The sequence below is a fragment of the Bacteroides sp. 3_2_5 genome, from assembly GCF_000159855.2.
GTDB classification, from domain to species: Bacteria; Bacteroidota; Bacteroidia; order Bacteroidales; family Bacteroidaceae; genus Bacteroides; species Bacteroides fragilis.
This window is the reverse complement of the sequence record NZ_JH636046.1, coordinates 101,472-126,138: the sequence shown is the minus strand read 5'-3', so window position 1 is coordinate 126,138 and position 24,667 is coordinate 101,472. Positions and strand designations below refer to the sequence as shown.

The 24,667-nt window shown below is 43.1% G+C and carries 22 protein-coding genes, 1 tRNA gene and 3 pseudogenes; 10 read left to right on the top strand and 16 right to left on the bottom strand.

The genetic code is table 11. The annotated features are described in order from the left end of the window. Window positions 1–17 precede the first annotated feature (17 nt). Both BSHG_RS01460 and BSHG_RS22705 read left to right on the top strand, forming a co-directional pair. Window positions 18–101: transfer RNA gene (locus BSHG_RS01460), tRNA-Leu, on the top strand. A gap of 176 nt (window positions 102–277) precedes the next feature. After that, window positions 278–1,086 (top strand): annotated as a pseudogene (locus tag BSHG_RS22705) (Fic family protein). A 102-nt stretch (window positions 1,087–1,188) separates the two neighbouring features. On the opposite strand, the gene BSHG_RS01465 reads toward BSHG_RS22705, so the two are convergent. The 6 genes and pseudogenes from BSHG_RS01465 to BSHG_RS22690 form a co-directional block, all read right to left on the bottom strand. After that, window positions 1,189–1,719 carry a GNAT family N-acetyltransferase gene (locus BSHG_RS01465; protein WP_008661490.1) on the bottom strand — a complete coding sequence of 177 codons (531 nt, stop codon included), beginning with the start codon at window positions 1,717–1,719 and terminating at the stop codon, window positions 1,189–1,191. A gap of 48 nt (window positions 1,720–1,767) precedes the next feature. Beyond that, window positions 1,768–2,223 carry a hypothetical protein gene (locus tag BSHG_RS01470; RefSeq protein ID WP_005791437.1) on the bottom strand — a complete coding sequence of 152 codons (456 nt, stop codon included), beginning with the start codon at window positions 2,221–2,223 and terminating at the stop codon, window positions 1,768–1,770. A gap of 4 nt (window positions 2,224–2,227) precedes the next feature. Further along, entirely contained in the window at window positions 2,228–3,442 is a 1,215-nt protein-coding gene (locus tag BSHG_RS01475) for a hypothetical protein (RefSeq protein ID WP_008661487.1), read from the bottom strand. A 278-nt stretch (window positions 3,443–3,720) separates the two neighbouring features. Further along, a complete protein-coding gene (locus tag BSHG_RS23380) occupies window positions 3,721–3,903 on the bottom strand; it encodes a hypothetical protein (protein WP_005791439.1) in 183 nt (60 codons plus the stop codon). A gap of 169 nt (window positions 3,904–4,072) precedes the next feature. After that, a pseudogene (locus BSHG_RS23805) lies at window positions 4,073–4,356 on the bottom strand (DUF6043 family protein). A 52-nt stretch (window positions 4,357–4,408) separates the two neighbouring features. After that, window positions 4,409–4,600 (bottom strand): annotated as a pseudogene (locus BSHG_RS22690) (recombinase); the annotation flags it as partial. A gap of 158 nt (window positions 4,601–4,758) precedes the next feature. Here BSHG_RS22690 and BSHG_RS01485 point away from each other — a divergent pair. Then, the gene (locus tag BSHG_RS01485; RefSeq protein WP_008661485.1) at window positions 4,759–5,244 is read left to right on the top strand and encodes a flavodoxin; all 486 of its coding nucleotides are present in this window, start codon (window positions 4,759–4,761) and stop codon (window positions 5,242–5,244) included. A 20-nt stretch (window positions 5,245–5,264) separates the two neighbouring features. Further along, a complete protein-coding gene (locus BSHG_RS01490; protein ID WP_008661484.1) occupies window positions 5,265–7,025 on the top strand; it encodes a 1-deoxy-D-xylulose-5-phosphate synthase in 1,761 nt (586 codons plus the stop codon). Window positions 7,026–7,198: 173 nt separating this feature from the next. Here BSHG_RS01490 and BSHG_RS01495 read toward each other — a convergent pair whose 3' ends face one another. After that, window positions 7,199–8,095, bottom strand: coding sequence for a helix-turn-helix domain-containing protein (locus BSHG_RS01495; protein WP_008661482.1), 897 nt, complete (start codon window positions 8,093–8,095; stop codon window positions 7,199–7,201). Between the two features lie 371 nt (window positions 8,096–8,466). Between BSHG_RS01495 and BSHG_RS01500 the strand changes: the two genes are divergently transcribed. Both BSHG_RS01500 and BSHG_RS01505 read left to right on the top strand, forming a co-directional pair. Continuing rightward, window positions 8,467–8,820: a cupin domain-containing protein gene (locus BSHG_RS01500; RefSeq protein WP_005782089.1), complete on the top strand. Its 354-nt coding sequence runs from the start codon at window positions 8,467–8,469 to the stop codon at window positions 8,818–8,820. A 341-nt stretch (window positions 8,821–9,161) separates the two neighbouring features. Continuing rightward, window positions 9,162–9,680: a methylated-DNA--[protein]-cysteine S-methyltransferase gene (locus BSHG_RS01505; RefSeq protein WP_005791444.1), complete on the top strand. Its 519-nt coding sequence runs from the start codon at window positions 9,162–9,164 to the stop codon at window positions 9,678–9,680. Between the two features lie 56 nt (window positions 9,681–9,736). Here the strand turns inward: BSHG_RS01505 and BSHG_RS01510 are convergent, their stop codons facing one another. Further along, on the bottom strand, window positions 9,737–10,573 hold the full coding sequence (locus tag BSHG_RS01510) for a response regulator transcription factor (protein WP_008661478.1): 837 nt from the start codon (window positions 10,571–10,573) through the stop codon (window positions 9,737–9,739). A gap of 8 nt (window positions 10,574–10,581) precedes the next feature. Here BSHG_RS01510 and BSHG_RS01515 point away from each other — a divergent pair, with 8 nt between their 5' ends. Both BSHG_RS01515 and BSHG_RS01520 read left to right on the top strand, forming a co-directional pair. Then, a complete protein-coding gene (locus tag BSHG_RS01515) occupies window positions 10,582–11,169 on the top strand; it encodes a sugar O-acetyltransferase (protein WP_008661477.1) in 588 nt (195 codons plus the stop codon). 24 nt (window positions 11,170–11,193) lie between these two features. Beyond that, entirely contained in the window at window positions 11,194–11,844 is a 651-nt protein-coding gene (locus BSHG_RS01520; RefSeq protein WP_005791447.1) for a DUF1349 domain-containing protein, read from the top strand. Between the two features lie 91 nt (window positions 11,845–11,935). Here BSHG_RS01520 and BSHG_RS01525 read toward each other — a convergent pair whose 3' ends face one another. The 7 genes from BSHG_RS01525 to BSHG_RS01555 form a co-directional block, all read right to left on the bottom strand. Beyond that, window positions 11,936–12,448, bottom strand: coding sequence for an ECF transporter S component (locus BSHG_RS01525; RefSeq protein WP_005782103.1), 513 nt, complete (start codon window positions 12,446–12,448; stop codon window positions 11,936–11,938). 17 nt (window positions 12,449–12,465) lie between these two features. Beyond that, window positions 12,466–14,766 carry a TonB-dependent receptor domain-containing protein gene (locus BSHG_RS01530; RefSeq protein WP_008661474.1) on the bottom strand — a complete coding sequence of 767 codons (2,301 nt, stop codon included), beginning with the start codon at window positions 14,764–14,766 and terminating at the stop codon, window positions 12,466–12,468. Beyond that, window positions 14,763–16,145: an aldo/keto reductase gene (locus BSHG_RS01535; protein ID WP_005797578.1), complete on the bottom strand. Its 1,383-nt coding sequence runs from the start codon at window positions 16,143–16,145 to the stop codon at window positions 14,763–14,765. Before BSHG_RS01535 ends, BSHG_RS01530 begins: the two co-directional genes overlap by 4 nt. A 27-nt stretch (window positions 16,146–16,172) precedes the next feature. Continuing rightward, complete coding sequence (locus BSHG_RS01540) at window positions 16,173–17,678, bottom strand: 4Fe-4S binding protein (protein WP_005791450.1); 1,506 nt, start codon at window positions 17,676–17,678, stop codon at window positions 16,173–16,175. A 23-nt stretch (window positions 17,679–17,701) separates the two neighbouring features. Continuing rightward, complete coding sequence (locus BSHG_RS01545) at window positions 17,702–18,457, bottom strand: LytR/AlgR family response regulator transcription factor (protein WP_008661470.1); 756 nt, start codon at window positions 18,455–18,457, stop codon at window positions 17,702–17,704. A gap of 8 nt (window positions 18,458–18,465) precedes the next feature. Beyond that, window positions 18,466–19,488, bottom strand: a complete 1,023-nt coding sequence (locus BSHG_RS01550) for a sensor histidine kinase (protein ID WP_032497512.1) — start codon at window positions 19,486–19,488, stop codon at window positions 18,466–18,468. 271 nt (window positions 19,489–19,759) lie between these two features. Beyond that, window positions 19,760–20,317: an NUDIX hydrolase gene (locus tag BSHG_RS01555; protein WP_005791456.1), complete on the bottom strand. Its 558-nt coding sequence runs from the start codon at window positions 20,315–20,317 to the stop codon at window positions 19,760–19,762. 191 nt (window positions 20,318–20,508) lie between these two features. Between BSHG_RS01555 and BSHG_RS01560 the strand changes: the two genes are divergently transcribed. Together BSHG_RS01560 and BSHG_RS01565 are read left to right on the top strand one after the other, a co-directional pair. Continuing rightward, complete coding sequence (locus BSHG_RS01560; protein ID WP_008661465.1) at window positions 20,509–23,040, top strand: alpha/beta fold hydrolase; 2,532 nt, start codon at window positions 20,509–20,511, stop codon at window positions 23,038–23,040. Window positions 23,041–23,361: 321 nt separating this feature from the next. Further along, a complete protein-coding gene (locus tag BSHG_RS01565; protein ID WP_008661464.1) occupies window positions 23,362–23,847 on the top strand; it encodes a hypothetical protein in 486 nt (161 codons plus the stop codon). A gap of 91 nt (window positions 23,848–23,938) precedes the next feature. Here BSHG_RS01565 and BSHG_RS01570 read toward each other — a convergent pair whose 3' ends face one another. Beyond that, the gene (locus BSHG_RS01570; protein WP_008661462.1) at window positions 23,939–24,559 is read right to left on the bottom strand and encodes an HU family DNA-binding protein; all 621 of its coding nucleotides are present in this window, start codon (window positions 24,557–24,559) and stop codon (window positions 23,939–23,941) included. Window positions 24,560–24,667 lie beyond the last annotated feature (108 nt).

The following is a 24,667-nucleotide window of genomic DNA, read 5'->3' as shown; positions in this document are numbered from 1 at the left end:
CCGCATTTGAAACCAATGCCCAGATGGCGGAATCGGTAGACGCGCTGGTCTCAAACACCAGTGGATTCACTTCCATCCCGGTTCGACCCCGGGTCTGGGTACGAAGAAAAAAGCTAAGTATTGAATAGTCAATTACTTAGCTTTTTCTTTTATCTGAATTTTCCTCACATTTTCCCCACACGTGCAAAAAATACGATATTAAATGAATGTTTTTCTTTGGCTGAACATAGTAAATACACTACCTTTGAAAAGAATAAAGCCTATTAAATAAAAAGCAATGGAACAAGGCGTTTGGCAAGAGATAGAACAGTTATACCAAAAGTTTCAGAAACTTGGTATCAATGAAGCGGTGGACTATGATAAGTACTACCTGTTTCTCTTATTACCCATTCCACAGCCATTGAAGGCTCAACGCTTACGGAACTTGATACGCAGCTTCTTTTTGACGAGGGAGTAACAGCGAAAGGGAAACCGCTTGTGCATCATCTGATGAATGAGGATTTGAAGCAAGCGTATGAACTTGCCAAAACCGAATCCAGTAGCCTTGTACAGATAACTCCTGCCTTGCTACAAAGGTTGAATGCAACACTGATGCGCACTACAGGCAGTGTACGCAGTGTAATGGGCGGTTCTTTCGATTCTTCGAATGGGGATTTTCCTCTATGTGGTGTTACGGCTGGTGTCGGTGGACATGCTTATATGAACTATCTGAAAGTTCCTGCTAAGGTAGATGAACTTTGCGCTATACTGCAAGCGAAGTAGAAAACAGTGGGGACATTTCGGGAACAATATGAACTGAGTTTCAATGCCTACCTGAATTTAGTAACCATACATCCGTGGGTGGATGGTAATGGCAGAATGGCTCGGTTGCTGATGAACTACATCCAATTTTGCTATCACCTTTTCCCGACGAAGATATTTAAAGAGGATAGAGAAGAATATATCCTTTCCCTACGCCAATGTCAGGATGAAGAAACCAATCAGGTTTTCTTGGACTTTATGGCAAGGCAATTAAAGAAATCCCTCTCTTTGGAGATTGAACGTTTCAATGCTTCACAAAAGAGAGGGTTCAGTTTTATGTTTTAGAGGTCTGAGAGCCTATCTTTCCGCAATAAACGCTGAAAATTAGTAATTTGCAAATAAACACCCAGTTTTATACCCAATAATGTAAAGCCGGGTGTTTTTGTACTATTTAACCAAATTCCTAAATTCCTCTTTTAGCAATTCAAAATAATGGCAATCTGTAAATACTCCATTCTTGAAACAGGCATTACGATGTATGCCACATTTACGAAAACCTATTTTCTCTAATACTCTCATCGATGCTATGTTGCCAGCATAAACATTTGCACAAATGCGCATCACATCTGTATGATGAAAATAGCTGCTAATAGCCAGTGCTAACATTTGGGTCATAATCCCTTTACCCCAATATGGTTCAGCAAGCCAATAACCTAATTCTGCATTGTAGCGCTCTACATCTATACCACGAGCAAAACTTATATTACCAGCCGCTTCCTGATTTACTTCGATACAATAATTATTTTGTTCGTTTTGACTTGAAACGGACAGGATGAATTGTTGCGCATCGTTTTCAGAATAAGGATATGGTAGGCTATCACGGCAATTATCCCATATCTTTTTATTATTAAGATATTTAGCTAAAGTGGAAAAATCGTCTTTAGACCAACTTCTTATTTTGTATTTATCCACATCCATTTCTTTATTCAATTCATTTACCATTATAAATTCGCTGTATGAAATAAATTACTTAGGAAATGTTTCTGCTATTTGTTTAGCAACACGTTTTATAGCACCTCTAATGTCTGCTGATACGCTGAATCCTAAGGTTGTATATGCGCCACGGCATGAAGCTATCGGGCGACCAGTGAGATAATCTATGAAATTTACAGTTACGACAGATTCTTCTTCTAAAATATCTACTCCATATTTTACCATAAGCAACTTTGATTGTTGATTCGGAGAAAGTTCGCCAATACGTATATCATTGACAAGTTTAAGACGGGAACTCTCTATGGCATCAAATAGTTGTATTTCATATTCCATCAGTTGAGCCGGAATATGATAAGTGTCGTTGTTGATAATTGAGGCATATTCATACCTCGACAAGTCCGCCTTTTGTGATATTACACTTTTAGAGGTTGTACAAGATGATGCTACTATACCAATTAAAAGGAGGAATGTGACTATTACTTTATTCATTTTTTTATTGTTTAGGTTCAACGTGTAGATAATACTTCTCTTGTGTCAGGTCATCGGGGTCAGTGGAGAGTTGATGCAACATCAGTATACGGGTAGTCTTGTTTTCCCAATACAATTCAGCTTTCACACCCTCTTCGGGCAGGCATTTGAACAGGTTCTCTTTTCCACCAGCATTTTGCCCTTCACCAATGTTATTCTCCATCAGTGTTTTGATGGCTTTTTGCGCTGCTGCCGGGAAGTCTGAATCCGAGAGTTGCTTATGGTTCACCGGGATTATTTTAGAAAAGGGGTTATAATCCTTTGCCACGATGTCATACACCTGATACTCATAATCTGTGTCCAGCAGGCAATAGGTTGTAAGGTTCTGTGGGCTCTGCAACACGATTGTCCCCCATTCAATCCCCAAGAAATCACGTTCGTACAGTCTCACAGCGAGTGAGGTCTCATATTCAACCTTTCCTTTGCGATAGCCTTTCAGGTAATTTTTGATGGTACCGCTTTTGAAGAAGTGCGAACTCCATTCCGTAGCAAGATGTGTTTCCATCCCTCCCTCCGTTGTATTGCTTTCATAGACTCTGAACGTATGAGGGAAACCCTCGGCACTCCAAACAATAGAGTCGTAATATTGTGTAAACTCAGGAAAGCCCAGCGGGGTGTAATTGTCGTTTATATCCGTGATTCTGAACGTCACCAGATCGAGCGGTGCCGGGAATTGGGTGTCAAGGTGCATAAACGGAGTGAAGTATGCCTTTTTCATCTTGAACTTGGCTTCTTCGGGCAGAGGTTCCGGCTCTGGATCGGGTTGCCCTTCGTCCTTAAAGGTTCTAGACAAACAGATAATTGTACTTGCTGTTCTCTTTCCATCATTTGTCGAGATTGTAATCTCCTCGTATGCATCCGGGGCTTCCGAAACCTGACGGGGAAAATGAATCTTCAACTGATTGGCTTCTACCTTGAGCGTTGCCCATCCACAATCGTATGTGTAAGAACCGCCCGAAATAGGATTGAGCATATCGAAATTCTTGCAAGTCATCACGATATATCCCTCATTACCGTTTGCCTTGAAACATTCTTTAGGTATCCAACCTACGGTGCCACCTTCATACTCTACACTTTCCGGTGTCAGAATCTCATACGTCCAGAGCATCGGTCCACCGGGTAAAATATCATCCTTGTTGCAAGCCGTAAAAAGCAAGCAAACAAGCGTCATAAATGGCATAAGCAATTTATTCATATTCGTAATAATCCCTATGGCTCTATTGGGTTATTAAATTTATAATGAAAGAACGTGAGCCACCTATGCCACGTCTAAGTGAAGTTCATAGGAAACCTTTGATGCAGATGTAACAAGAACGGTCCACGCTATATGCGTGAGAACCACTATGCTATCTCTTACATCAGTCTGAAAATTTCCTACGTTTTCACCTACAAGATAAACATAACGTTTCTTCTTTTCTCTAATGTCTTGGAAAGAGTTGCCTTTATCCGAATACAAAATTAGCTATTTAATTGATCTTTTGTATTATATAGAACGGAATTATAACTTGAATCCTCTACTTTTTCTGGGTTCTTCCGCAGACTGTCGTAAGCCAAAGTCTGCATTGCTGCCATATCCTCGTCATTGATTTCCAGCTTGATGTTGCCGTTTCCGTTTTGGATAATTGCCAATAAGTCTGTCATAGCCTTCTTAAAACTGCCGGTTGTAAGGCTTCTCGTTCTGGCAGTATTATAAACGAAAAGCCACTACCCCGATTAGGATAGTGGCGCAAATATATAATGAAAATTAATCGTAAAACAATGATATTCAGTTAGCTAGATTTGTGAAATCCAAAAGCGAATTAAACGAGTTTTAATCGGATAGATAGGCTTTCAATTTTTCGATGGCATCATGGTCTTCGCCAACGTCTTTTATCAACTTTTTGCCGTTTCCAAGTGGCGAAATGAGATTTTTGTATGCTTTCTGAATACCTCTTTCATGAACGATTTCTTGTTTATTAAACTGGTTGTACAGGCATTTCTGAAAGTCTTGATGGGACACTTCCGCATGAAACAGTATTCCACTAATGCGATAAACAACCGTGCTATATCTGTTTCTGTGGCATGGGTTTTCAACCGTGTGCCAATTTTTTCAATTAGAATGTCATGCCTTTCTATCAGAAGTTCGGGTAGCGTGCGTGGGTCGGCTCTGCGTCATGCGGTATAGGTCGCTCACTCGACAGCCTATCAGTGTTTGGAATATAAATATATCCCTCTGTATTGCCAGTTGCGGAGTGGCTGATAGGTCGGCATTGATAATTCTGTCCTTTTCTTCAAGTGTTATGTAATGAGGTGTATCGTATGTACATTCTTCTATCGGGAATTTGTCGCAAGGTCTGTTGTTCAAGCTCCGTCCGGATATCTTGCAAAATCCGTAATCGTGTTACACTTATCCGTAATTTGTATACGGTAGATTTTGTTGTAACGGCATACTTTTGCATAGTGAATGTAGAGTACTAAATATTATTAGAATTAGATCAAGGAGAAAGAGTTATGATTATGAATGACAGAAAGATTTTAGTAGCGTACTTCTCATGTAGCGGCGTAACTAAAGCTGTGGCAGAGAAATTGGCTGCAATTACTGGAGCAGATCTGTATGAAATTAAGCCGGAGGTTCCTTATACGGAGGCTGACCTGGACTGGAATGATAAGAAAAGCCGTAGTTCGGTGGAGATGAGAGATGCTCTCTCGCGTCCTGCCATTTCCGGTACGTTGTTTCATCCGGAAAAGTACGAAGTTCTGTTTGTAGGCTTTCCGGTCTGGTGGTATATTGCCCCTACTATAATTAATACATTTTTGGAAAGTTATGATTTTGCCGGTAAAATAGTTGTTCCGTTCGCTACATCGGGAGGCAGCGGCATAGGAAATTGTGAAAAGAATCTTCATAAAGCATATCCGGATATCGTGTGGAAAGATGGAAAACTTTTAAATGGACGGATAACGCGGGATCTGGTTACGGAATGGTTTGAAAAAATTAGGTTGTAAATTAAATGGAGGTATAAAAAATGTATATAGAAAATATTAATTTACCGAAAGATATAAAAAAATTGTCAGTTGAACAACTAAGTGTGCTGGCTGAGGAAGTAAGAACTGCGTTAATCAGGAAATTAAGTGAACACGGTGGTCATATCGGCCCGAATCTTGGTATGGTGGAAACTACAATTGCACTGCATTATGTTTTTAACTCTCCCATTGATAAAATAGTTTTTGACGTATCCCATCAGAGCTATGTTCATAAAATGCTTACCGGAAGAATGGCTGCATTTCTTGATCCGGCTAAATATGATGATGTCACCGGATATACTAATCCGGATGAAAGCGAGCATGATTTCTTTACGATAGGACACACCTCAACATCTGTTTCACTGGCAATGGGACTTGCAAAAGGACGTGATCTCACAGGTGGCAAAGAAAACATCATCGCTGTAATCGGTGATGGTTCGTTGAGTGGGGGAGAGGCTTTTGAAGGACTCAACAATGCGGCAATGCTTGGGTCTAACATGATTATTATAGTCAATGACAATGATCAATCCATTGCTGAAAATCATGGAGGACTTTATAAAGGATTGAAAGAGCTTAGAGACACGAATGGGGAGAGTCCTGATAATATTTTTAAGGCTATGGGGTTGGAGTATTATTACCTTGGAGATGGGCATGACGTGTCAGCACTCATAAAATTATTTACGTCTGTCAAAGATATAGACCGTGCAGTAGTATTGCATATCCATACGATCAAAGGTAAGGGATTGAAATATGCAGAAGAAAATAAAGAATACTGGCATGCAGGAGGTCCTTTTCACATCGAAGACGGTTCTCCCAAAGGACCCGGATGGCCGGTGAATGAAACTGTCAGGGAGTCTGTTTTAGACTTGATTGAAAAGAGGTCGGATATAGTTGCAATTACTGCGGGAACACCGTCTGTAATAGGATTTACGGAAGACTATCGGAAGCGTGCCGGCAAACAGTTTGTTGATGTAGGTATTGCGGAAGAACATGCTGTTGCAATGGCAAGTGGTATTGCCAGGAATGGAGGAACACCGATTTTTGGAGTTTTCAGTCCGTTCTTGCAGAGAACGTATGACCAACTTTCGTCAGACTTGTGTTTAAATAATAATCCGGCTGTAATCATGGTGTTTATGGCTTCAGTATATGGGATGAATAGTAATACTCATTTGGGGATCTATGATATTCCGATGATTTCACATATACCCAATCTGGTATATCTTGCTCCGACGAGCAAGGAGGAGTATCTTGCCATGTTTAAGTATGCCACTACACAGAAAGCGCATCCCATTGCTATCAGAATTCCAATGATGATGCCTGAGACGGGAATTGAGGATACCACGGATTACTCTTTACTAAATAAATATCAGGTCGTACGAAAAGGTTCAGGTGTTGCGATTATTGCACTTGGAGATTTCTTTGAACTGGGTGTACAAATTGCCGATAAATATAAAATCCTGACGGGTAATGATGTAACACTGATAAATCCTAAATTCATCACAGGTATTGATGAAGAACTGCTGGAGTGCTTAAAAACGGACCATAAACTTGTGCTTACTCTTGAAGACGGCATAGTGGAAGGAGGATTCGGGCAAACAATTGCAAGTTTTTATGGTTTATCGGATATGAAGGTTAAAAATTATGGAATAAAGAAATCATTCCCCACAGATTTTCGGCCTGAAGAACTGATGAGAGAGAATGGATTATCCGTAGAGCAAATAGTAGAGGATATAAAATCCGTATGCAGAGAGCACGTTATGTGAGAACACTCACCAATCTGTGGAATAAGTAAAAAGGATGAAAATTCAGAATAAAAGAGATATTATGAAAAAGAATTTGGGTGCGACGCTGGCTTTATATCCAGCATAGGCTGTTGTCGTAGAAACAATGGAGGAGTTACGTGATGTAGTTCCTCCATTATTATCAGAAAAAGTTTCTAATTCTGTGAGAGTCTGTAATTATTCGGAGCCACTCCGGTAATTCTTTTAAATAAACGGCTAAAGTATCGTATATTGGGGTATCCCAGTTTTTCCGTAACTACACTTACCGTATTATTAGAGTCGAGCAGCATGCTTTTAGCCATTTCCAAACGTTTTGACTCGAAATATTCATCGATATTTTTTCCACTTTCAAATTTTAGCAGGTCATTGAAATAATGAGATGACAGTTGAAGTATTTTTGCACAGTATCCCAATGAAGGCGATGTATTGTATTTTAATTTTCCGGATAGAATATAATCTTTCAACAATACATCTGTTTTCTTCATAATCTTTTTGTTAGCTTCGCAACGTGTGATAAACTGACGTTCGTAGAAACGGTTGCAATGATCTAATAACAATTCTATGTACCGTGAAATCAGAATTTGGCTGTGGCAGTCTATCGCATGACGAAGTTCCTCTTCGATGTTGCATATGCATTCTACAGCCTTGGCCTTCTCCCGTTGAGATAGGTGGAGTGCCTCCTCCGGATTGTAAAAAAAGAAGGAGTAATCTTTTATATGTTCTCCCAAAGAGGTTTGAGAAATCAAGTCCGGATGAAATGCCAGCAGCCACCCTTTTGAGGGAAGTGCTTTGCTTTTGTTTATTTTGATAGATTCTCCCGGCGTGAGGAATACCAATGATGCATTGGAATAATCATAGTACTTGCGCCCATATAAAACACCATCGATCTCCCCTTCCATCATCAGGATGGTATAAAAATCAAATTTAATAATTTGCTGTTCCAGATTGCTCTTTGACAGGTCGATTACACTTACCAGCGGATGGAGTGTTTTGCAGCCCAGGCAGCAGTTGCATTGATGGACGGTCTCTATATTTAATATTCTTTCTTTCATAGGAGTCACTTATTTTCTGCGAAGATAGGATGTTCCGGCCAATATTGTTCTTCCTTGTCACTTATATCCGTAATCAAGGTTATGATATCTGTAATTTGTGTAAGAAGAGGTATGTCTTGCCATAATTTGCTATCATTGGGATAAAAGTGGAATGCTACGATAGGTAGCTTTTGGAGTCTTTTCTGTTAATGAGGGTTAAATCTGCTTTTCTGAACAACTTAATAAACAATATTAGTAACACAGAGGTAAGTGACTGACATAGAAGTACCTTATTGCTAGATGATTATAAACTACTTACCTTTGTATCATCTCTCAAACACAGAAAAGGAGATCTTTTTTAATACTATTATTGATTAATAAATAAAGGAGTTATGAAGAATTATCAAAAAATGAGCGTAGCACAAGATGCACGTGTAGAGTTGCATGACAGTCTTGCCCTGACGGGTGCCGAAGTATCTATCAATCATCTTCCGGCCGGTGCCGGAGTCCCTTTTGTTCATTCACATAAACAGAATGAAGAAATTTACGGCATCCTTTCGGGGAAGGGCTTTATCACTATTGATGGCGAAAAGATAGAATTGCAGGCTGGGGATTGGCTCCGTATTGCTCCGGATGGAAAACGTCAGATTTCTGCTGCATCTGACAGTCCTATCGGTTTTATTTGTATTCAGGTGAAAGCAGGCTCCTTGGAAGGTTATACCATGACTGATGGAGTCGTACAATAAAAAATAGTTGATAAAACCGGTAAAATGAAGGGCTGTGTCCATGATGAAGAGTCATGATGGCACAGCCTTTTTAGATATTTTACGGAGTATGGCTCCGAAACGTGAGCAACTGTAGGGATTGGATATAATGGAAGTCTATGGCAGTAGAGAAAATTCGGATATTAATATTTTTAGCTGTGGTAAGATCTTTAGGTAAAAACAAAAAATAGAAAGTAATTTTAGTAACTCTCCGGCTGGTTTCATCCGGAAATTCTGTACATTTGCTGTGTAGGGCATAGATTGCGGGTATGTGGTATGTAAGGTGATCATTAATTTCTTATTAAACAGAAAGGAAAAAAAATATGGAAAATGTTATTCAGATACAATATTATCAATCGCCATGTGGAGAACTGATATTGGGGGCATATCGGGAAAAACTTTGCTTATGTGATTGGAAGATAGAAGAACGCAGGATCATCATCGACAGAAGAATACAAAAAGAGTTGCAAGCTTCTTATAAGGAGGGCATATCTGAAGTAATCACACGAACGATCGGTCAACTGGATGAATATTTTGCCGGACGAAGAACTACATTCGATATTCCTTTGCTTCTTGTAGGTACTGATTTTCAGAAAACTGTTTGGAATGAACTGTTGAACATTCCTTATGGAAAAACAATCTCTTATGCAGGGTTGTCTCAAAAGTTGGGGAATCCTAAAGCTATCCGTGCCATAGCTTCCGCCAACGGAGCGAACCCTATCTCGATACTTGTTCCTTGTCATCGTGTGATCGGCAGTGACCGTAAATTAGTAGGGTATGGCGGTGGGCTGCCTGCTAAGAAGATCTTGCTTGACTTGGAGTCTTCCGATAGGTTATTCTAACTGTTCAGGCTTATGAACGACTGACCGCATTATTAATGAAAGGCAGTCTAAACTGATTAGAAGAGTAACTTAAGTTCTTTGGCAATTCTGCAAGCTTCAATGGAGTTCTTTACCTGAAGCTTTTCCAATATATTTTGTCGGTGTCGGCTGACGGTATTTTTGCTTATAAATAGTTCCCGGGCGATCTCATGACTTGTTTTCCCCATATCGATCAACTGTAATATTGTTTTCTCCCTATCGGATAGCAATCTGCTGCAATCTTGCTTTTCCAGTTCTATGACCTGTCCGTTTGTCGAGTTGATCACTCTACAACTCATAGTAGGGTCGACCGACAAATTGTAAAGACACAGAGCCAGCCACATACTGTCGTTTGAGTGGGTAGCTACATAGAACATCCTGTGTAGGATAGGGATATATTTCCCGGAAGGATCACGCATACGGAGTTTACTCATAAGAAAGTAATCTGCACGTTTTTTGTGTGGAATCTGTTTCAGAAAATGGTAGAAACGAAGTTCTTGTACATACTTTTCCGCCAAGTCATCCGGATGGATATATTTAAAGACTTCTTTTTCCCAGATTGATTCAAGATTTTGATTGTCTCCTTTTCGGGCTATGCCCAATGTCTCAGCTGTTCCTCCATAATAGATATAGCTGATATTGGTATGCATATCACTTAGAACGGCGATTGAATTTTCTATTCGTGCATAGTTGTATGCGATTCGTTTATATTCATTCAGTTCTTCCGGCAGCTGTTCGTTTTTGCAGAAGGGCTGAGTCAGGAACTCTTTGTTCAGTTTGTCAACAATGTCCATATCGGGAAAAGAAATGGTTATTAATAAGCATTGTGTACTTAGATACAAGCTTTTACCTTTGCAAAGGTAATCATAAAACATAGTTATTTATGGAAAGTGAAAAAGAAAAAATGGGTACAGGCAGGCTTTACGATGCTAATTATGATACAGAATTGATAGCCGAACGTCGGGCTTGCAAAGAGTTGTGTTATACCTTAAATCATTTGCCTCCCTCGCAGATAGCTGAACGGGAGGCCATTATCCGTCGGCTGTTTTGCAAGACGAAAGAACGTTTTCTGTTGGAACAGCCTTTCTATTGTGACTATGGCTATAACATTGAGATTGGTGAAAATTTCTATGCCAATATGAACTGTGTCATTCTGGATGAGGCTAAAGTAACGTTCGGTGATAATGTCTTTATCGCTCCATCCTGTGGATTCTATACCGCGGGGCATCCTTTGGATGTGGAACAGAGAAATCGAGGGTTGGAATATGCCCGTCCCATTCGTGTCGGAAATAATGTGTGGATTGGGGCACAAGTGTGCGTATTACCGGGCGTGACGATTGGTGACAACACAGTGATAGGTGCGGGAAGTGTAGTAAATAGAGATATTCCTGCCAATGTGATTGCTGCGGGTAATCCTTGTCGCGTGATTCGGGAAATTACGGAAGAAGATAAAACAAAATATTTATTATAGAATAAACATAATCAAAAAGTAGAAATGAAAAAAGTATGTTTAAGCCTGCTTATGGGACTGATGGTACAAATGACCTTTGGGCAGACACTGGAAAAAATGCAATGGTTCAACGAACCGGAACAATGGGAGATAAAAAATAATGTATTGTCCATGTCCGTTACTCCGCAAAGTGATTACTGGCGTATTTCTCACTACGGTTTTACAGTAGATGACGCACCTTTCTATTATGCCACTTATGGCGGTGAATTTGAAGCGAAAGTCAAGGTTGTCGGAGAGTATAAAGAACGTTTCGATCAGGCCGGTCTGATGCTCCGTATCGATCATGAAAATTACATTAAAGCGGGTATTGAGTTTGTCGATGGGAAATTTAATTTAAGTACCGTTGTTACTCATAAAACGAGTGACTGGAGTGTGATAACGTTAGATAAAACGGTACCTTATATCTGGATAAAGGCTGTCAGGCGGCTGGATGCAGTAGAGATTTTCTATTCATTTGATGATAAAACTTACACGCTGATGCGTAATGCCTGGTTGCAGGATCATATTCCTGTGAAAGTTGGACTGATGGCGGCTTGTCCCGATGGTAGTGGATTCAATGCTAAGTTTGAATACTTCCAGGTGAAGCATCTGCCGGACCAGCGCAGAGTGGAGTGGCTGAAGAAGAATGCAGAATAAATAAGCAGAATGGAAGATAGACGGTTCGGAAAGTCATATCTTCCATTTTTTTGTGGTTGGGCTATATCAAGCAGATTGTCTGTTATCGCATTTATTTATAAATCAAACGACTTATAAACAGATAGCCTCCGAATATTTGCAGAGCCATTCCCGGCAGACCGATACGGAAATCCTGTACGGCACTGAAAAAATCGTTGACAAGGATCCATTCGCCTAAAGTGCCGACCACCTGATAGGATAACACGACCAGGAGGAGGATAGGGATGGAAATGCGTTTGTAGCGGTGGGCTGCATAACCGGCAGCTATTGCTAGAAGTGTCGATTTTAAGAGTATGGCGGGTAAGATCACCGGTTGGGGCATGCCGAACAATAATGAGTTTAAAACAGGCGATAGAAGTGCTGTCAGTAACCCTACTTTCCATCCGTATTTATAAGCTCCGATCAGAGTAAAAAAATAGATGGGTAACCAAGTGATACCACCTTGCGGAATGAGATGGAAAAGTTGGGGGAGTGCCATATTGCCCACTACGAATAGCAGTGTTGCCAGATACGTTTTCGTATCGTTGTAATTCAATGAATAAAGCTTGATAGATGTTGTTTCCATAATTATGATTGTAATAATTAAAAGTTAATATTAATTCCTCCCATACATGTAGCTTTCGGCATGGGGTAACCTGCGTTTATTTCATAACGTTGTGCCAGCAGATTCTCCCCTTTTACAAACAGGTCGGCAATAGAGCAAATGCGATAACTGCCGCGAAGATTCCACAGGAGGAAGTTTTCTTTCTTTTCCTGAGGGTCGACTGTCGTATAGAGTCCTGTCACATATTGTATTCCGGTGGAGAAACTCCATTTCTTCTGTGTGAAATCGATGCCTGTATATAGTTTATGTTCGGGTGCGGCTATCAGGGGATGCTCCATATGAAGCCAACTGTAGTTAGCTGTCAGTCTCCACATGGGGTGAATGTGATATGCTATGTCGGCTTCTGCTCCCCAATTCTCGACTTTGCCTGTGTTTACGTTCAGTGGGCGTCCGTCTGTGCGAATGGTCTGAATCATATTGTCCCCGTTGATGTAAAAAAGGTTGACTCCGTAATAAAAAGTACCTTTGAGTAAGCGTTGTGAATAAGATAGTTCGTAATTCCACAGCCGTTCCGGCAACAAGTCGGGATTGGCCGGTCGGAACATATACAGTTCACGAATCGTTGGGTTACGGAATCCTTTACTGGCCATTGCTTTCAGGCTTGCGTTTTGTGGCAATTGTACCGACAAACCGACTTGTGGTATCCATTCCGTTCCGGTGACGGTGTGGTGATCTATACGGAGCCCTGCATCCATTGTCAGGTAACTGCCGATTGCCTGGCGGAAATCGAGATATCCGGCAATCTCATTTTCCGATTTATCCGAGATACCTTCTTTATGTTTGTCCGCAATGAAACGGTTCCAGGCTTCACCGCCGAATTGCATATAGTCTATTCCTGCAGTCAGTCGGTTGCCGGAAAATAAAGAGGCACTCTGATACCAGGAGATTCCCATCATCCGGTCCTTGGATTTGAAGCGGTAGTCTAACGGTTCTTCTCCCGTACCATATCCGTCATTAATGTGATGTTTGTCCCAATTATAGAAAAACTTGAGTGCCCCCGATGTACGTTCGTATCTGTTTTCCAGAGCAAAAGAAGTCATGCCGCGTGTAATGCGCGAGTCATTATCAAAAACCGGTGTACTGACAGTTCCCGGATTGGAAGCATTGAAATGTGTCAGGTTCAGATCGGCCGATACGTTCCAGCTGTGATCCAGTTCATAACCCAACCTCGTATATCCCCCATATTGCTCAAATTCCATATTGGGGCGATGACCGTTTGTCCGGTTATAAGATCCGGTGATAATGCTGTTGAAACGTCCTTTTTTTACTTGGTTGGTAGCTTCGGTCATCCATGTGTCATACGAACCATATCCCAGTCGGACTCCGGTTCTCACTCCGTCTTCCCGTTGCCGGCGGGTTACGATGTTGATTACTCCACCCATGGCATTCGAGCCATAAAGTACGGATGCGGGGCCGCGCACAACTTCCACTTTCTCGGCCAGCATCGATTGGTAAGCATCAGCAATGGGATGTCCCATCAATCCCATGTATTGGGGATGCCCGTCAATCAATACCAATAATCCTGTAGTGGGGCTGCCACCTATACCACGCAGGCTGATACCGCCTGCCGCACCGTTTGACACTCCATATCCCATCACCCCACGACTGGTGGTGAACAATCCGGGAACCTGTTCTGTCAATGTGGGGAGCAGGGAAGGTTCGGAGCGTTGCCCGATGGTTTCACGGTTCACCACGGAGATTGTCATTGGCAGGTGACGGATATCGGTTTCATTCCTCGTACCGGTCACTACCACGTCGTCTATTTCATAATTATGCCCTGCTTGTGTCGTATCTTTCCGGACTTGTGCCTGTAAAGATGAACTGAGAAAAGCGCATACCAATAGAATGCCGAGCAGGTTTTTCTTCATCCTGATCTTGGAAAGGAAGTTTTCGATGATCCGGAATATTTCCTGTATGGATTCTATTCCATAGCAAGCTGTTTCCAACGGACACCATCCGCTTTTATCCCGGTTTTCGATGAAAGGCACCAGCCGTACATAACTTACCTTTATATTGGCATTGTGCAGGAGTGCAAGTGCAGGTTGGCTGATAACATCCGCGTATACCTGCCGGATTCCTCCCAATACCATTAGACCTGCTGCTGCTTTTCCAATTACCTTGTCGGCGATGCCGGCTCCTTTCATAAAGGACGGGTCTTGCCGAAATAAGTCATATAAATCGGCAACGCCCCGTTGGGTGAAGGTTCGTATCTCTGTTCCGTTTCCGATGACACAGGAATATCCTCCGGAGTGTAGAAGATCAATTATCTTTTCCATCATAGTGTCCCCTGCTTGAGCTGTTCTACAAAACGATCGATGCGATGCAGTTCTTCCGGTATGTGGATGGATTGCGGACAATGCGGGGTACATTGGTTGCATCCGATGCAATGACTGGCTTGTCGCAATTTAGGTACACTGCGGTCGTAGCCTACAAGGAAAGCGCGTCGTGCTTCTTTGTAGTTTTCACTTGACTGGCTTTGCGGAATATTCCCTTCGTTGACACACTTGTTGTAATGTACGAGAATGGCAGGAATATCGATGCCGTATGGACAGGGCATGCAATATTTACAGTCATTACAGGGGATGGTAGGGTATTGCATCATCAGTTGCGCGGTTTCTTCCAGATACTCTTTGTCGTCATCGGTCAGCGGAACCAGTGGTGAATAAGTGCGGATGTTATCCTGTAAGTGCTCCATATAAGTCATACCGCTCAATACGGTCAGTACCAATTCCGGTGAACCGGCGAAGCGGAATGCCCACGATGCCACACTGTCTTCGGGACGTCGTTGTTTTAGCCGTCCCACGATGTGCTCCGGTACATTCGATAACCGTCCGCCCAATAGCGGTTCCATGATCACAGCGGCAATATTTCGTTTGGCCAGTTCGCCGTACAGGTATTCCGCATTTACATTGTTTCCGGTTGCGTGGCGCCAGTCCACATAGTTGAGCTGAATCTGTACAAAATCCCATTTCACCGTATCGTGCATGGCAAGTACCTGGTCGAAAACCTCAACGTCACCATGGAATGACCAGCCGAGATGACGTATGCGTCCGGCCTCTCGTTCCTTGAGAAGAAAATCCAGCATACCGTTATCGATATAACGCTCGTTGAATACCTTCATCCCGCCTCCGCCAATGGCGTGCAGCAGGTAGTAATCAAAATACTCCACTTGCATATCCTTGAATGATTGATGATACATCGCAAGTGAGTTTTCGCGTGAGAAGTTAGAGAAATTCGATAGCTTGGTGGCTATATAAAGTTTCTCGCGCGGATGCCTCTTGAGAGCGATACCGGTTGCTTTTTCCGACCAGCCCTGTACGTATACAGGTGATGTATCGAAATAATTCACTCCATGAGCAATGGCATAGTCTACCAATTCGTTGACAGCTTCCTGATTGATAAGGTCTCCTTTTCCTTCCGGTGAAGGAACGGTAGGCCAACGCATACAGCCATATCCCAGGAGGGATACTTTATCTTTGATTCCGCCTACTGAGCGGTAAGTCATCTGGTCTGTCGGAACAGGAGAGGAGGCATTCCGTCCCTGGCTGCTTTTAGTTCCGGAGCCGCAGCCATAAAGAGCTGCTGTCGTTGTAGCGGCACTGATGCCCACAATTTTCAGGAATCCTCTTCGGTCTATATGATTATTCTGTTTTTCCATATGATATGTCTTTATTTTTGAGATGTGTTATATGATACGATGCCTTTCGTGCCCCTCGACGTAGATGGCACTGAACGGACGTGCCGGACAAAGATTCTCGCATGCTCCACAGCCGATGCAACGCTCGGTGTTGATCGCCGGAATTTGGGGAGAAGTCTCTTTTTCCGGTTCGGCGACAATCATCTGAATAGCTCCTGTCGGACAATGACGGGCACAGTTGTCACATTTCACTCCATCGGTCAGCGACACGCAGTTTGCTTTGATCCAGACAGCATGTCCGATTTGAGTGGAAGATTTGTCGGCTGCTGTAATGGGGTGTATGGCTCCTGTCGGACATACCTGTGAACAGTCATTACATTCCGGACGGCAGTATCCGCGTTCATATGATATTTCAGGTTGCATCAGGTTCATCAGGTTAGTGGAAGGACGCAATACTTGGTTGGAACAAGCTGATACGCACAATTGGCAAGCTGTGCAATGTGCTGCCATGTTTCGTGCACTCAACGAACCGGGAGGTGTAATGGGAGTCTGGCGGTTCGGGATCTTTTTATCTTCTATGGCCGCCAGTCCTCCGTCTACTTTTTTCTCTTGTGCTTTTAGGGCTGATGCCGTAGCGGCCATTGCCGTTACGGTAAGGAAATTGCGACGTGCTTCATTGACTTCCTTGGATGAGGCTGCATGAGCATTTTCTTCTGCTTTTGCTGGCCGGGCCTTGGTTGTCCGCAATTGGTAACTGAGTGCTTTCTGCTTGCATTTACCGAGGCAATCCATGCAAACCACGCATCGGCTGTAATCGATCGTATGTTCTTTAGCATTGATGCAGGCCGCTTTACAATGACGTGCACAAAGTCCGCACTTATTGCATTTTTCCGTATCTATTGTGATGCGGAACAAGGAGTAACGTGAAAGAAATCCCAGTACCGTCCCTACCGGGCAGATTGTATTGCAGTAAGTGCGTCCGTTCCGCCATGCCAATAATATCAGGATGACAAAAGTAGCTGCGGCTACAATGAAAGTAGGCAGACTTTTTATCCAGATGTCTACTTCATAAAATGCATAGCTGCCGGCCCGTTCGGCTAAATGGGCGAACAGGTTGTTTCCCCACAGCCAAATGGGTTGGAACAGGTTGTTTGCGATACGCCCGTAAGCACTGTAGGGAGCAAATAGAGTTGCGATGAAACTTACTCCTGCCACCAGGGTGATGATGAATATTGCCAATGCCCCATAGCGTAGGAGGGAGAGAGCGGGAGAATAGGAGTAGGGTAACTTTTTCCGCTTTTTGCCAATCCAGGCTGCTACATCTTGAAATACTCCCAACGGACAAATCACCGAGCAATAGATTCGGCCGAATACTCCTGTCAGGATGATTAAAAGGACTACTACTCCTACGTTCAATGCCAGTACTGCAGGGAGGAACTGGATCTTTGCCAGCCAGCCGAACCAACCGTGAAGGGTTCCGGTAAAGTCAAGGAATAGCAAGGTGATCAGTGTCAGGCAGATGATGCCACATGTTAATCTGATTTTTCGTAACATTGCGTTTGTTTTTATTGAGTTTGTTATTTATCGTTTACAAGCCATGTTTTAAATTCCGATGCTTTGTTTTTGCTGACATAAATACGTTCCGGTACTTCTGTATCGAGCGTGATAAGTAGACGGTTGTCGAACCAGATGGTTATATCCGTTACGCTATTCCTCGCTACGATAAACTGCTTATTGGCCCGGATGAAGTCTTCCGGGTTCAGTGAGGAAACAATTTGTTCCAAAGTCTTGGAGTATGGATAACGATTGCCGTCTTTTAAGCATACATACGTATTTTTGCCGGTTGCGTAAAAATAAGAAATATTTTTTATATTTACCGGTAACAGTTTGTCTTTGTGTGCAATCAGTAACTTGTCTTTGTATCTGGGTGCAGGTTTCAATAGAGTCAGTTGTGACAAATATTGTAATAAGTCCTGCCGGGTCAGCTTACTGTATTTCTCCAATGCGTGTTCTACATCTTCCACTTTGACCGGCTTTAATAAATAATCTATGCTGTTCACCTTAAAAGCTTCGATGGCATATCGGTCATAAGCGGTTGTGAATATGATGGGAGTCTCCAGTTCTATTCTGTCGAAAATAGCAAAAGCCGATCCGTCCGATAAATGAATATCCATGAATATCAGATCCGGAGCCGGATTAGATTGTAACCACCCGACGGTTTGTGTGACACTTTCCGTATTTGCCATGATCCGGATATCGGGAGTTATCTCTGTGAGAATATCCGTTAAATTTTCATAGGCAGCAGTTTCGTCTTCTACAATCAATACTTTCATAACAGCCACTATATTAGAGGTAAATATACCCGGAACACTTTTTCATCAGTTTCTATCCGGATTTGTTTATTCATTAATAAGTTGAAGCGGTTTTCAAGGTTGCTTAATCCCGTTCCGTTGGTGTCGGGAGGTGACAGTTTGGGGTAAATGGGATTGGATACCACCAGTTCGTATTGTTCGTTCAGCCGGATGGAGATATCCATTTTGTGTTCACTGTCTATCCTGTTGTGTACCGTGACGTTGTCTACCAATGGCAGGAGTGAGAGTACAGGCAGTGTCAGTACATCCTTCTGTGCTTCATCCACGTCGATAGTAAAACTCAGTTTATTGGCAAAGCGTACCTCCATTACGTATCGGAAGGACTGGATGAACTCCAGTTCTTCTCTCAGTGTAACCACTCCTTTGCGGTCGCTCTGTAAGATATACCGGAAAATATCGGATAGCTGGTTGACATACGTCAGCGTGTTTTCATCGTTCTTCTTTCGGATCAGTGAAGATATTCCGTTCAGTGAGTTGAAGAAGAAGTGCGGGTTTACCTGGTTGGCCAGTGCATTACAACGGCTTTGCAAGTTTTCAAAACGGAGACGTTCTATTTCCTGTTCTTTTTCTCTTTGCCGGGTATAAAGCATGGAGATGTATCCTACCAAAGTGCATAAAAAGCAGAGCGTGAAGAACTGGGAGATTAAAGTGCTTCCCAGAAAATCCGTATGGAAACCATGCGAAGAGATGGTGTACGAAACGGATGCGAAGAACAGATAACCGGTCAGTGCAAACAGGAAGTTGTGAGTCAGGCGTTTCCTGAACAGCGCTGTCGGGATCTGCCGCAGATTGTAGTTTATCAGGAAACCGATCATCCCCCAAAAGAAGAGGAAACGGTATATGAAGTAAGAAAAGAAACCAAGGTATTCCGATGGTTCCAAAGAGTTTAGCTCCCACGGGGTGCAGGCTATATTGGGATATATGATGAAAACCGCACTGATCAGGCTGACCAGCGGAAGGTTTCGGGATATATATTTATCAAAGGAATCCATGATGCTCTTCTTTCTCACTGCAAAGAAAAGCAAAATAATGATTCCTTATTTTGTAATGTCATGTCAAAACGAAAAAAGAAGCATAAAAGCGAAACTTTTTCATTTTTTCAGCATAAATACGATATAGTCTCTACATAAAATAAGAATGCAGAATGACAAGACGAGAGAAGCGATCAGCATAAATTCTTTCATAATGTTTGTTGGTTTTATAGGTTCTTTCCTATAAAGACAACATCCGATGAGAAACTCCCTACGCCCCAAGGCTTTTTATTTAGATCTGTTTATGTTCTGCCATGTATTTCCAAAGTGGGGCTGCATGCAGTGACTGCATGATCTGTCCGTTTTCCAGTAGTTCTTTTACCTCTTCAAGGCTGAGCAGATGTACTGTAAGCGCCTCCGTGTCTTCCAGGTGTTGTGTGTCGATTTGCTCCACATCAGTAGCCAGAAAGCAGTGTGTCAGATTGGTATGAGTACTCGGATTGGCCGAAATTACCATATACTCTTTCCAGTTGCCTTTGCCGTATCCGGTCTCTTCAAGTAGCTCCCGTTGCGCCGAAACAAGTGGTGAAGCGTCTTCTTTCTCACATACGCCGGCACAGAGTTCGTATAGCTGTTTACCTATTCCCGGACGGAATTGGCGGACGAATACAAACTTTCCTTCTTTGGTGATGGCGATGGTGTTCACCCAGTCGGGATACTCAAGGATGTAATACTCCGGAATATGATTGCCGTTGGGCAAAAGCATGTCGTCACAACGTACGGTTAGCCATGGGCGCCGAAATAGATATTTACTGCTGACTACCTGCCAGACTTCGTCTTTTTTTTCCATTACTTAGTTGATAGTGGTTTCGGACAAAGGTAATGAGAATTCTTGCAAAGACCAATGATCGTTCCTACTATTTTCTTTTACTTTTCCGGCCAGGGAAGATTCTTAAATATAGGGTCACTATTTGAGTAGTATAGGGTTATGTTTATTGAAAATCGTTGTGTATCTTTGGGGGCGAATAAACAAATAGAAAAATGAAAAACGCAATTGTTTCCTTACTCCTGCTTTTGATGGTCACCCAGTATGTGACGGCACAGAAAAAAGTGATTAAGATAGCCTGTATCGGCAATAGTATAACGTATGGTGTAGGTACGCGCAATCCTGCGAAAGACAGTTATCCCGCTGTGCTGGGGCAGATGCTGGGCGACGGTTATGAAGTCCGGAACTTTGGAGTCAGTGCCCGTACCATGTTGATGAAGGGTGACCATCCTTATATGAAGGAGGAACGCTATCGGCAGGCATTGGCTTATAATCCCGATATTGTGACCATCAAGCTTGGAACCAATGATACGAAACCGCAGAACTGGCGGTACAAATCGGATTTTAAGAAGGATATGGAAACGATGATACGGACGATTCGCGCTTTACCCTCAAAACCTGAAATCTACCTGTGTTACCCTATTCCCGCCTATGCTGTACAGTGGGGGATTAATGACAGTACGATTGTACACGGCGTGATGCCTGTTATCGATCAGTTGGCTGCTAAATATCAGTTGAAAGTAATCGATCTGCATACTCCGCTGACAGGTATGAAAGAGTGTTTTGCCGATCATGTGCATCCCAATGAAAAGGCCGCTGCCTGCATTGCCCGGGTCATTTATCGGCAACTGACGGGTAAAGAAGCACCTGAACACGTCTCCCAGCCTTTCCCCGGTCATAAAAGCAAGTGGCAGGGATTCGATCAATATACTTTTACCTATCAGGATCGTCAGGCGATTGTTGTTTGCCCCGAACGGGCGGCGGCAGGTAATCCCTGGATTTGGCGTCCTGCTTTTTTCGGTGCTTTTGCTTCGGTAGATGAGGCTTTGCTGAAGCGGGGTTTTCATGTGGTTTATTATGACTTGACCCACCTTTACGGAAGTCCGCGTGCCCGGAAGTCAGGTACCGATTTTTATTGGAATATGGTACAGATGTACGGTCTCTCTCCCCGTGTGACACTCGAAGGCTTTAGTCGGGGAGGATTGTTTGCTTATAATTGGGCAGCCGATCATCCGGATAAAGTAGCTTGTATCTATGTCGATGCTCCGGTTTGCGATGTGTTCAGCTGGCCGGGACGTTCGTCCGGAAATGCCGGATTATGGAAAGGAATGTTGGACGAATGGGGATTGACAGAAGCCCGGATGAATACATTTCCCGGTAATCCGATCGACCGGTTGAAACCTCTGGTGGATGCTCGTATTCCGGTGATTTGTGTATGTGGCGATAGTGACAGGGTAGTGCCGTTTTCCGAAAACTCGGCAGTGGTTCGTCAACGTTATACAGCAATGGGGGCTCCGTTCGAACTTATTCTGAAACCCGGGGGGGACCATCATCCCCACAGTCTGGAGAATCCTACTCCGGTAGTCGATTTTATTGTTCGCCATCAGGCTGGCTATGAAGCCGGACAATGTTATACGCTGAGAGGCAATTATCAGAATTCATATCGGAAGTTTGAGAAAGAACGGGTGGGTACGGTTGCTTTCCTGGGAGGCTCCATCACCGAAATGAAGGGATGGCGGGATATGATTTGCGAAGACTTGAAACAGCGTTTTCCTTATACAAAGTTCACTTTTGTTGCAGCCGGAATTCCTTCGACCGGCAGTACTCCCGGGGCATTCCGCCTGACGGATGATGTGTTGTCCAAAGGCAAAGTCGATCTGCTTTTTGTAGAGGCTGCGGTGAATGATGACACCAATGGATTTAGTGCCATTGAGCAGGTAAGAGGCATGGAAGGCATTGTCCGGCATGCCTTGGTCTCCAATCCGTCAATGGATATCATGATGTTACATTTCATTTACGATCCTTTTATTCCGAAGTTGGATAAAGGGCAGATGCCTGATGTAATTCTGAACCATGAGCGGGTGGCCAATCATTACCTGCTTCCTTCTGTTAATCTTGCTTCTGAGATTGCTGCCCGGATGCGGAGTGGTGAATTCACATGGGAACAGTTTGGCGGCACACATCCCAACCTTTTGGGACATGCCTATTATGCAGCTACCATAAACAAGGTACTCGATGAAATGTATGCCCCTTGCGCTACTGCCAAAGATGCTGCCAAGCCTCATGCTCTTCCTGCCGTGCCACTGGATGCATATAGTTATACAAATGGCAGATTGGTCGATATCCGGCAAGCCCATATAGGTAAAGGTTGGCAGTTGGTTGCTCCATGGACTCCCCGGCTTGCTGCCGAAACGCGTCCGGGCTTTGTCGACGTACCTATGCTTGAGACCAATCGTCCCGGAGCGAAGTTAACACTTGACTTTGAAGGGACTGCTGTCGGTATCTTTTGTGTGAGTGGTCCGGCTGCCGGGATACTGGAATATAGTGTCGATGGTGGCCCATTCAAAAAGTTGGATACGTTTACAGCCTGGAGTGGCGGACTGTATATCCCTTGGGTGTATATGTTCGATACGGAGTTACCGATGGGAAAACATCGCCTGACTCTTCGGATGTCGAAAGACCATCATCCGCAGAGTAAGGGTACGTCCTGCCAGATCAGGCAGTTTGTGGTAAACGAATCATTCTAAAGATTTTTAGTGAAGTTTAAAAACATTCATTGATATATGTTGTTTCTGCTGAAAAAAATCTATCTTTGCAGAACAACAAAATTGGCATGGTCATATTCTATATATCATGCCCTCCTCCGGTAAGGTGAAAATGTGGCAATTGAAATCTAGCATCCGGATGAGCGTAGCCTGTATCTGTATTGGTACGGGCTTACTCGTCCTTGTGCTAGGGGTGCGCCACATACCTTACCTTAGGGATTGAGTAATGCCCCGTACCTTTTCATATAATTACATTCAAAAAACCGTACAGGGGAGATGATTTAACTTTAACCTTTTTCTTGTATGGCTAATTGGATTACTTTACGGCAAGCTGCTGAAAAATACGAGACCACAATAAAGGATATTCTTTCTTGGTCTGAACTTCCCGAAATAACTTTTACCTACATAAATCATACTTTGCTATTGAATGATGATAGTGTGTGTTATTTTATAGAATCGCATAGTCTTCCTGCCGAACCAGGAAAGGAGTATGGTTGCGCTGTTACCTTTGAAAATATCGAAATAATAGCAAAACAGTATGTCAATGCATTGGAAAAGATCAGTTTGTTGGAAAAGCAGATTGAGTTGTCGAATGAATGCATTTCCGAGCAATCGAAACTTTTTGAGTCAATAGAGGAGAGTCTTACGGGGATGTTGTCCTCTATGGAAGATACCGACGTTGAGTGTACAGAGCTTATAAAAGAGGAACCGAAGTTCGGCAGTTTCATGAAAAGAATCCTCCTCTCATACGAAAAATTCATTTCGATCTTCCATCTTCCACCTTTTTGAAGTAATGTGTTGGTGTACAGTAAATTAATAGGGTGAAAGATGCGGTTTTTTAGCCGTTTATCTTCCACCCTCATCTTCCATCTTCCACCCGTTAAATTTCCTCTTTTGAAGGTGTTTTTTTGATGAATACCAATAGGCTTCCTCGTCCTCTTCGTTCGATAACTCCCTGAGATACAAAATGATTCAAATCTTCCAACGCTTTATTTTTCAGTCGTCCCGTCAGCCGGGTGTAGTCCGAACGGGTGATAAAAGCATTTTCATTTAGATACCTTTCCAGTCGAAAAAGCTTTTCTTCTTCGCTGAGCTGCGACGAGCTTCGCGAACCGTATTTGCCTGCACGCTCCACGTAGCCGCTGGTGTGCCTGCGAAACCACATCGAAGCCCTGAAGTTAACGTTATCGAAGTAAATGGATTGGGCCCGAATCTCTTTTTTGTCTTTCACCGGATGTGTTGCCTTCAGGCTGGCCGAGAAATAACCGATTTTGCCCAACTCTACATGATATCCGTCTACCAGATATTTGGAAATCTTCTCGGTCAAGGCACAAAGTACCCCTTCCAGGTCGCCTACCGTAAAGGTGGAGGCTTCCGAGATCTCTTCCAGGATGGTGCGTGTCCGGATGGTTCCACCCGAAACGATGTGAGGGTAAAGCTTAGGTTCTTCTCCATTCCCTTTCTTCGAAGGGACTTCTCTGAAATCATAACGTGCTGCCATAATCTGTTTGTCCTTTAGTTGTTGATAGTTATTTACTTATTTAGTTTTTCTTCCTTCTTTTAGTCCTTTTCCCGAACTCTTCATCTGAGCCCGCATGCCTGGGCTCAT

What these genes read in the sequence shown, in the direction of transcription:
- BSHG_RS01500 (WP_005782089.1), top strand. Translation starts at nt 8,467, where the DNA reads ATGAAGAATTATCAAAAAATGAGCGTAGCACAAGATGCACGTGTAGAG.
- BSHG_RS01475 (WP_008661487.1), bottom strand. Translation starts at nt 3,442, where the DNA reads ATGCCATTTATGACGCTTGTTTGCTTGCTTTTTACGGCTTGCAACAAG.
- BSHG_RS01555 (WP_005791456.1), bottom strand. Translation starts at nt 20,317, where the DNA reads ATGGAAAAAAAAGACGAAGTCTGGCAGGTAGTCAGCAGTAAATATCTA.
- BSHG_RS01545 (WP_008661470.1), bottom strand. Translation starts at nt 18,457, where the DNA reads ATGAAAGTATTGATTGTAGAAGACGAAACTGCTGCCTATGAAAATTTA.
- BSHG_RS01530 (WP_008661474.1), bottom strand. Translation starts at nt 14,766, where the DNA reads ATGATGGAAAAGATAATTGATCTTCTACACTCCGGAGGATATTCCTGT.
- BSHG_RS01550 (WP_032497512.1), bottom strand. Translation starts at nt 19,488, where the DNA reads ATGGATTCCTTTGATAAATATATATCCCGAAACCTTCCGCTGGTCAGC.
- BSHG_RS23380 (WP_005791439.1), bottom strand. Translation starts at nt 3,903, where the DNA reads ATGACAGACTTATTGGCAATTATCCAAAACGGAAACGGCAACATCAAG.
- BSHG_RS01540 (WP_005791450.1), bottom strand. Translation starts at nt 17,678, where the DNA reads ATGTTACGAAAAATCAGATTAACATGTGGCATCATCTGCCTGACACTG.
- BSHG_RS01495 (WP_008661482.1), bottom strand. Translation starts at nt 8,095, where the DNA reads ATGAAAGAAAGAATATTAAATATAGAGACCGTCCATCAATGCAACTGC.
- BSHG_RS01490 (WP_008661484.1), top strand. Translation starts at nt 5,265, where the DNA reads ATGTATATAGAAAATATTAATTTACCGAAAGATATAAAAAAATTGTCA.
- BSHG_RS01520 (WP_005791447.1), top strand. Translation starts at nt 11,194, where the DNA reads ATGAAAAAAGTATGTTTAAGCCTGCTTATGGGACTGATGGTACAAATG.
- BSHG_RS01525 (WP_005782103.1), bottom strand. Translation starts at nt 12,448, where the DNA reads ATGGAAACAACATCTATCAAGCTTTATTCATTGAATTACAACGATACG.
- BSHG_RS01515 (WP_008661477.1), top strand. Translation starts at nt 10,582, where the DNA reads ATGGAAAGTGAAAAAGAAAAAATGGGTACAGGCAGGCTTTACGATGCT.
- BSHG_RS01560 (WP_008661465.1), top strand. Translation starts at nt 20,509, where the DNA reads ATGAAAAACGCAATTGTTTCCTTACTCCTGCTTTTGATGGTCACCCAG.
- BSHG_RS01505 (WP_005791444.1), top strand. Translation starts at nt 9,162, where the DNA reads ATGGAAAATGTTATTCAGATACAATATTATCAATCGCCATGTGGAGAA.
- BSHG_RS01570 (WP_008661462.1), bottom strand. Translation starts at nt 24,559, where the DNA reads ATGGCAGCACGTTATGATTTCAGAGAAGTCCCTTCGAAGAAAGGGAAT.
- BSHG_RS01565 (WP_008661464.1), top strand. Translation starts at nt 23,362, where the DNA reads ATGGCTAATTGGATTACTTTACGGCAAGCTGCTGAAAAATACGAGACC.
- BSHG_RS01465 (WP_008661490.1), bottom strand. Translation starts at nt 1,719, where the DNA reads ATGGATGTGGATAAATACAAAATAAGAAGTTGGTCTAAAGACGATTTT.
- BSHG_RS01470 (WP_005791437.1), bottom strand. Translation starts at nt 2,223, where the DNA reads ATGAATAAAGTAATAGTCACATTCCTCCTTTTAATTGGTATAGTAGCA.
- BSHG_RS01485 (WP_008661485.1), top strand. Translation starts at nt 4,759, where the DNA reads ATGAATGACAGAAAGATTTTAGTAGCGTACTTCTCATGTAGCGGCGTA.
- BSHG_RS01510 (WP_008661478.1), bottom strand. Translation starts at nt 10,573, where the DNA reads ATGTTTTATGATTACCTTTGCAAAGGTAAAAGCTTGTATCTAAGTACA.
- BSHG_RS01535 (WP_005797578.1), bottom strand. Translation starts at nt 16,145, where the DNA reads ATGGAAAAACAGAATAATCATATAGACCGAAGAGGATTCCTGAAAATT.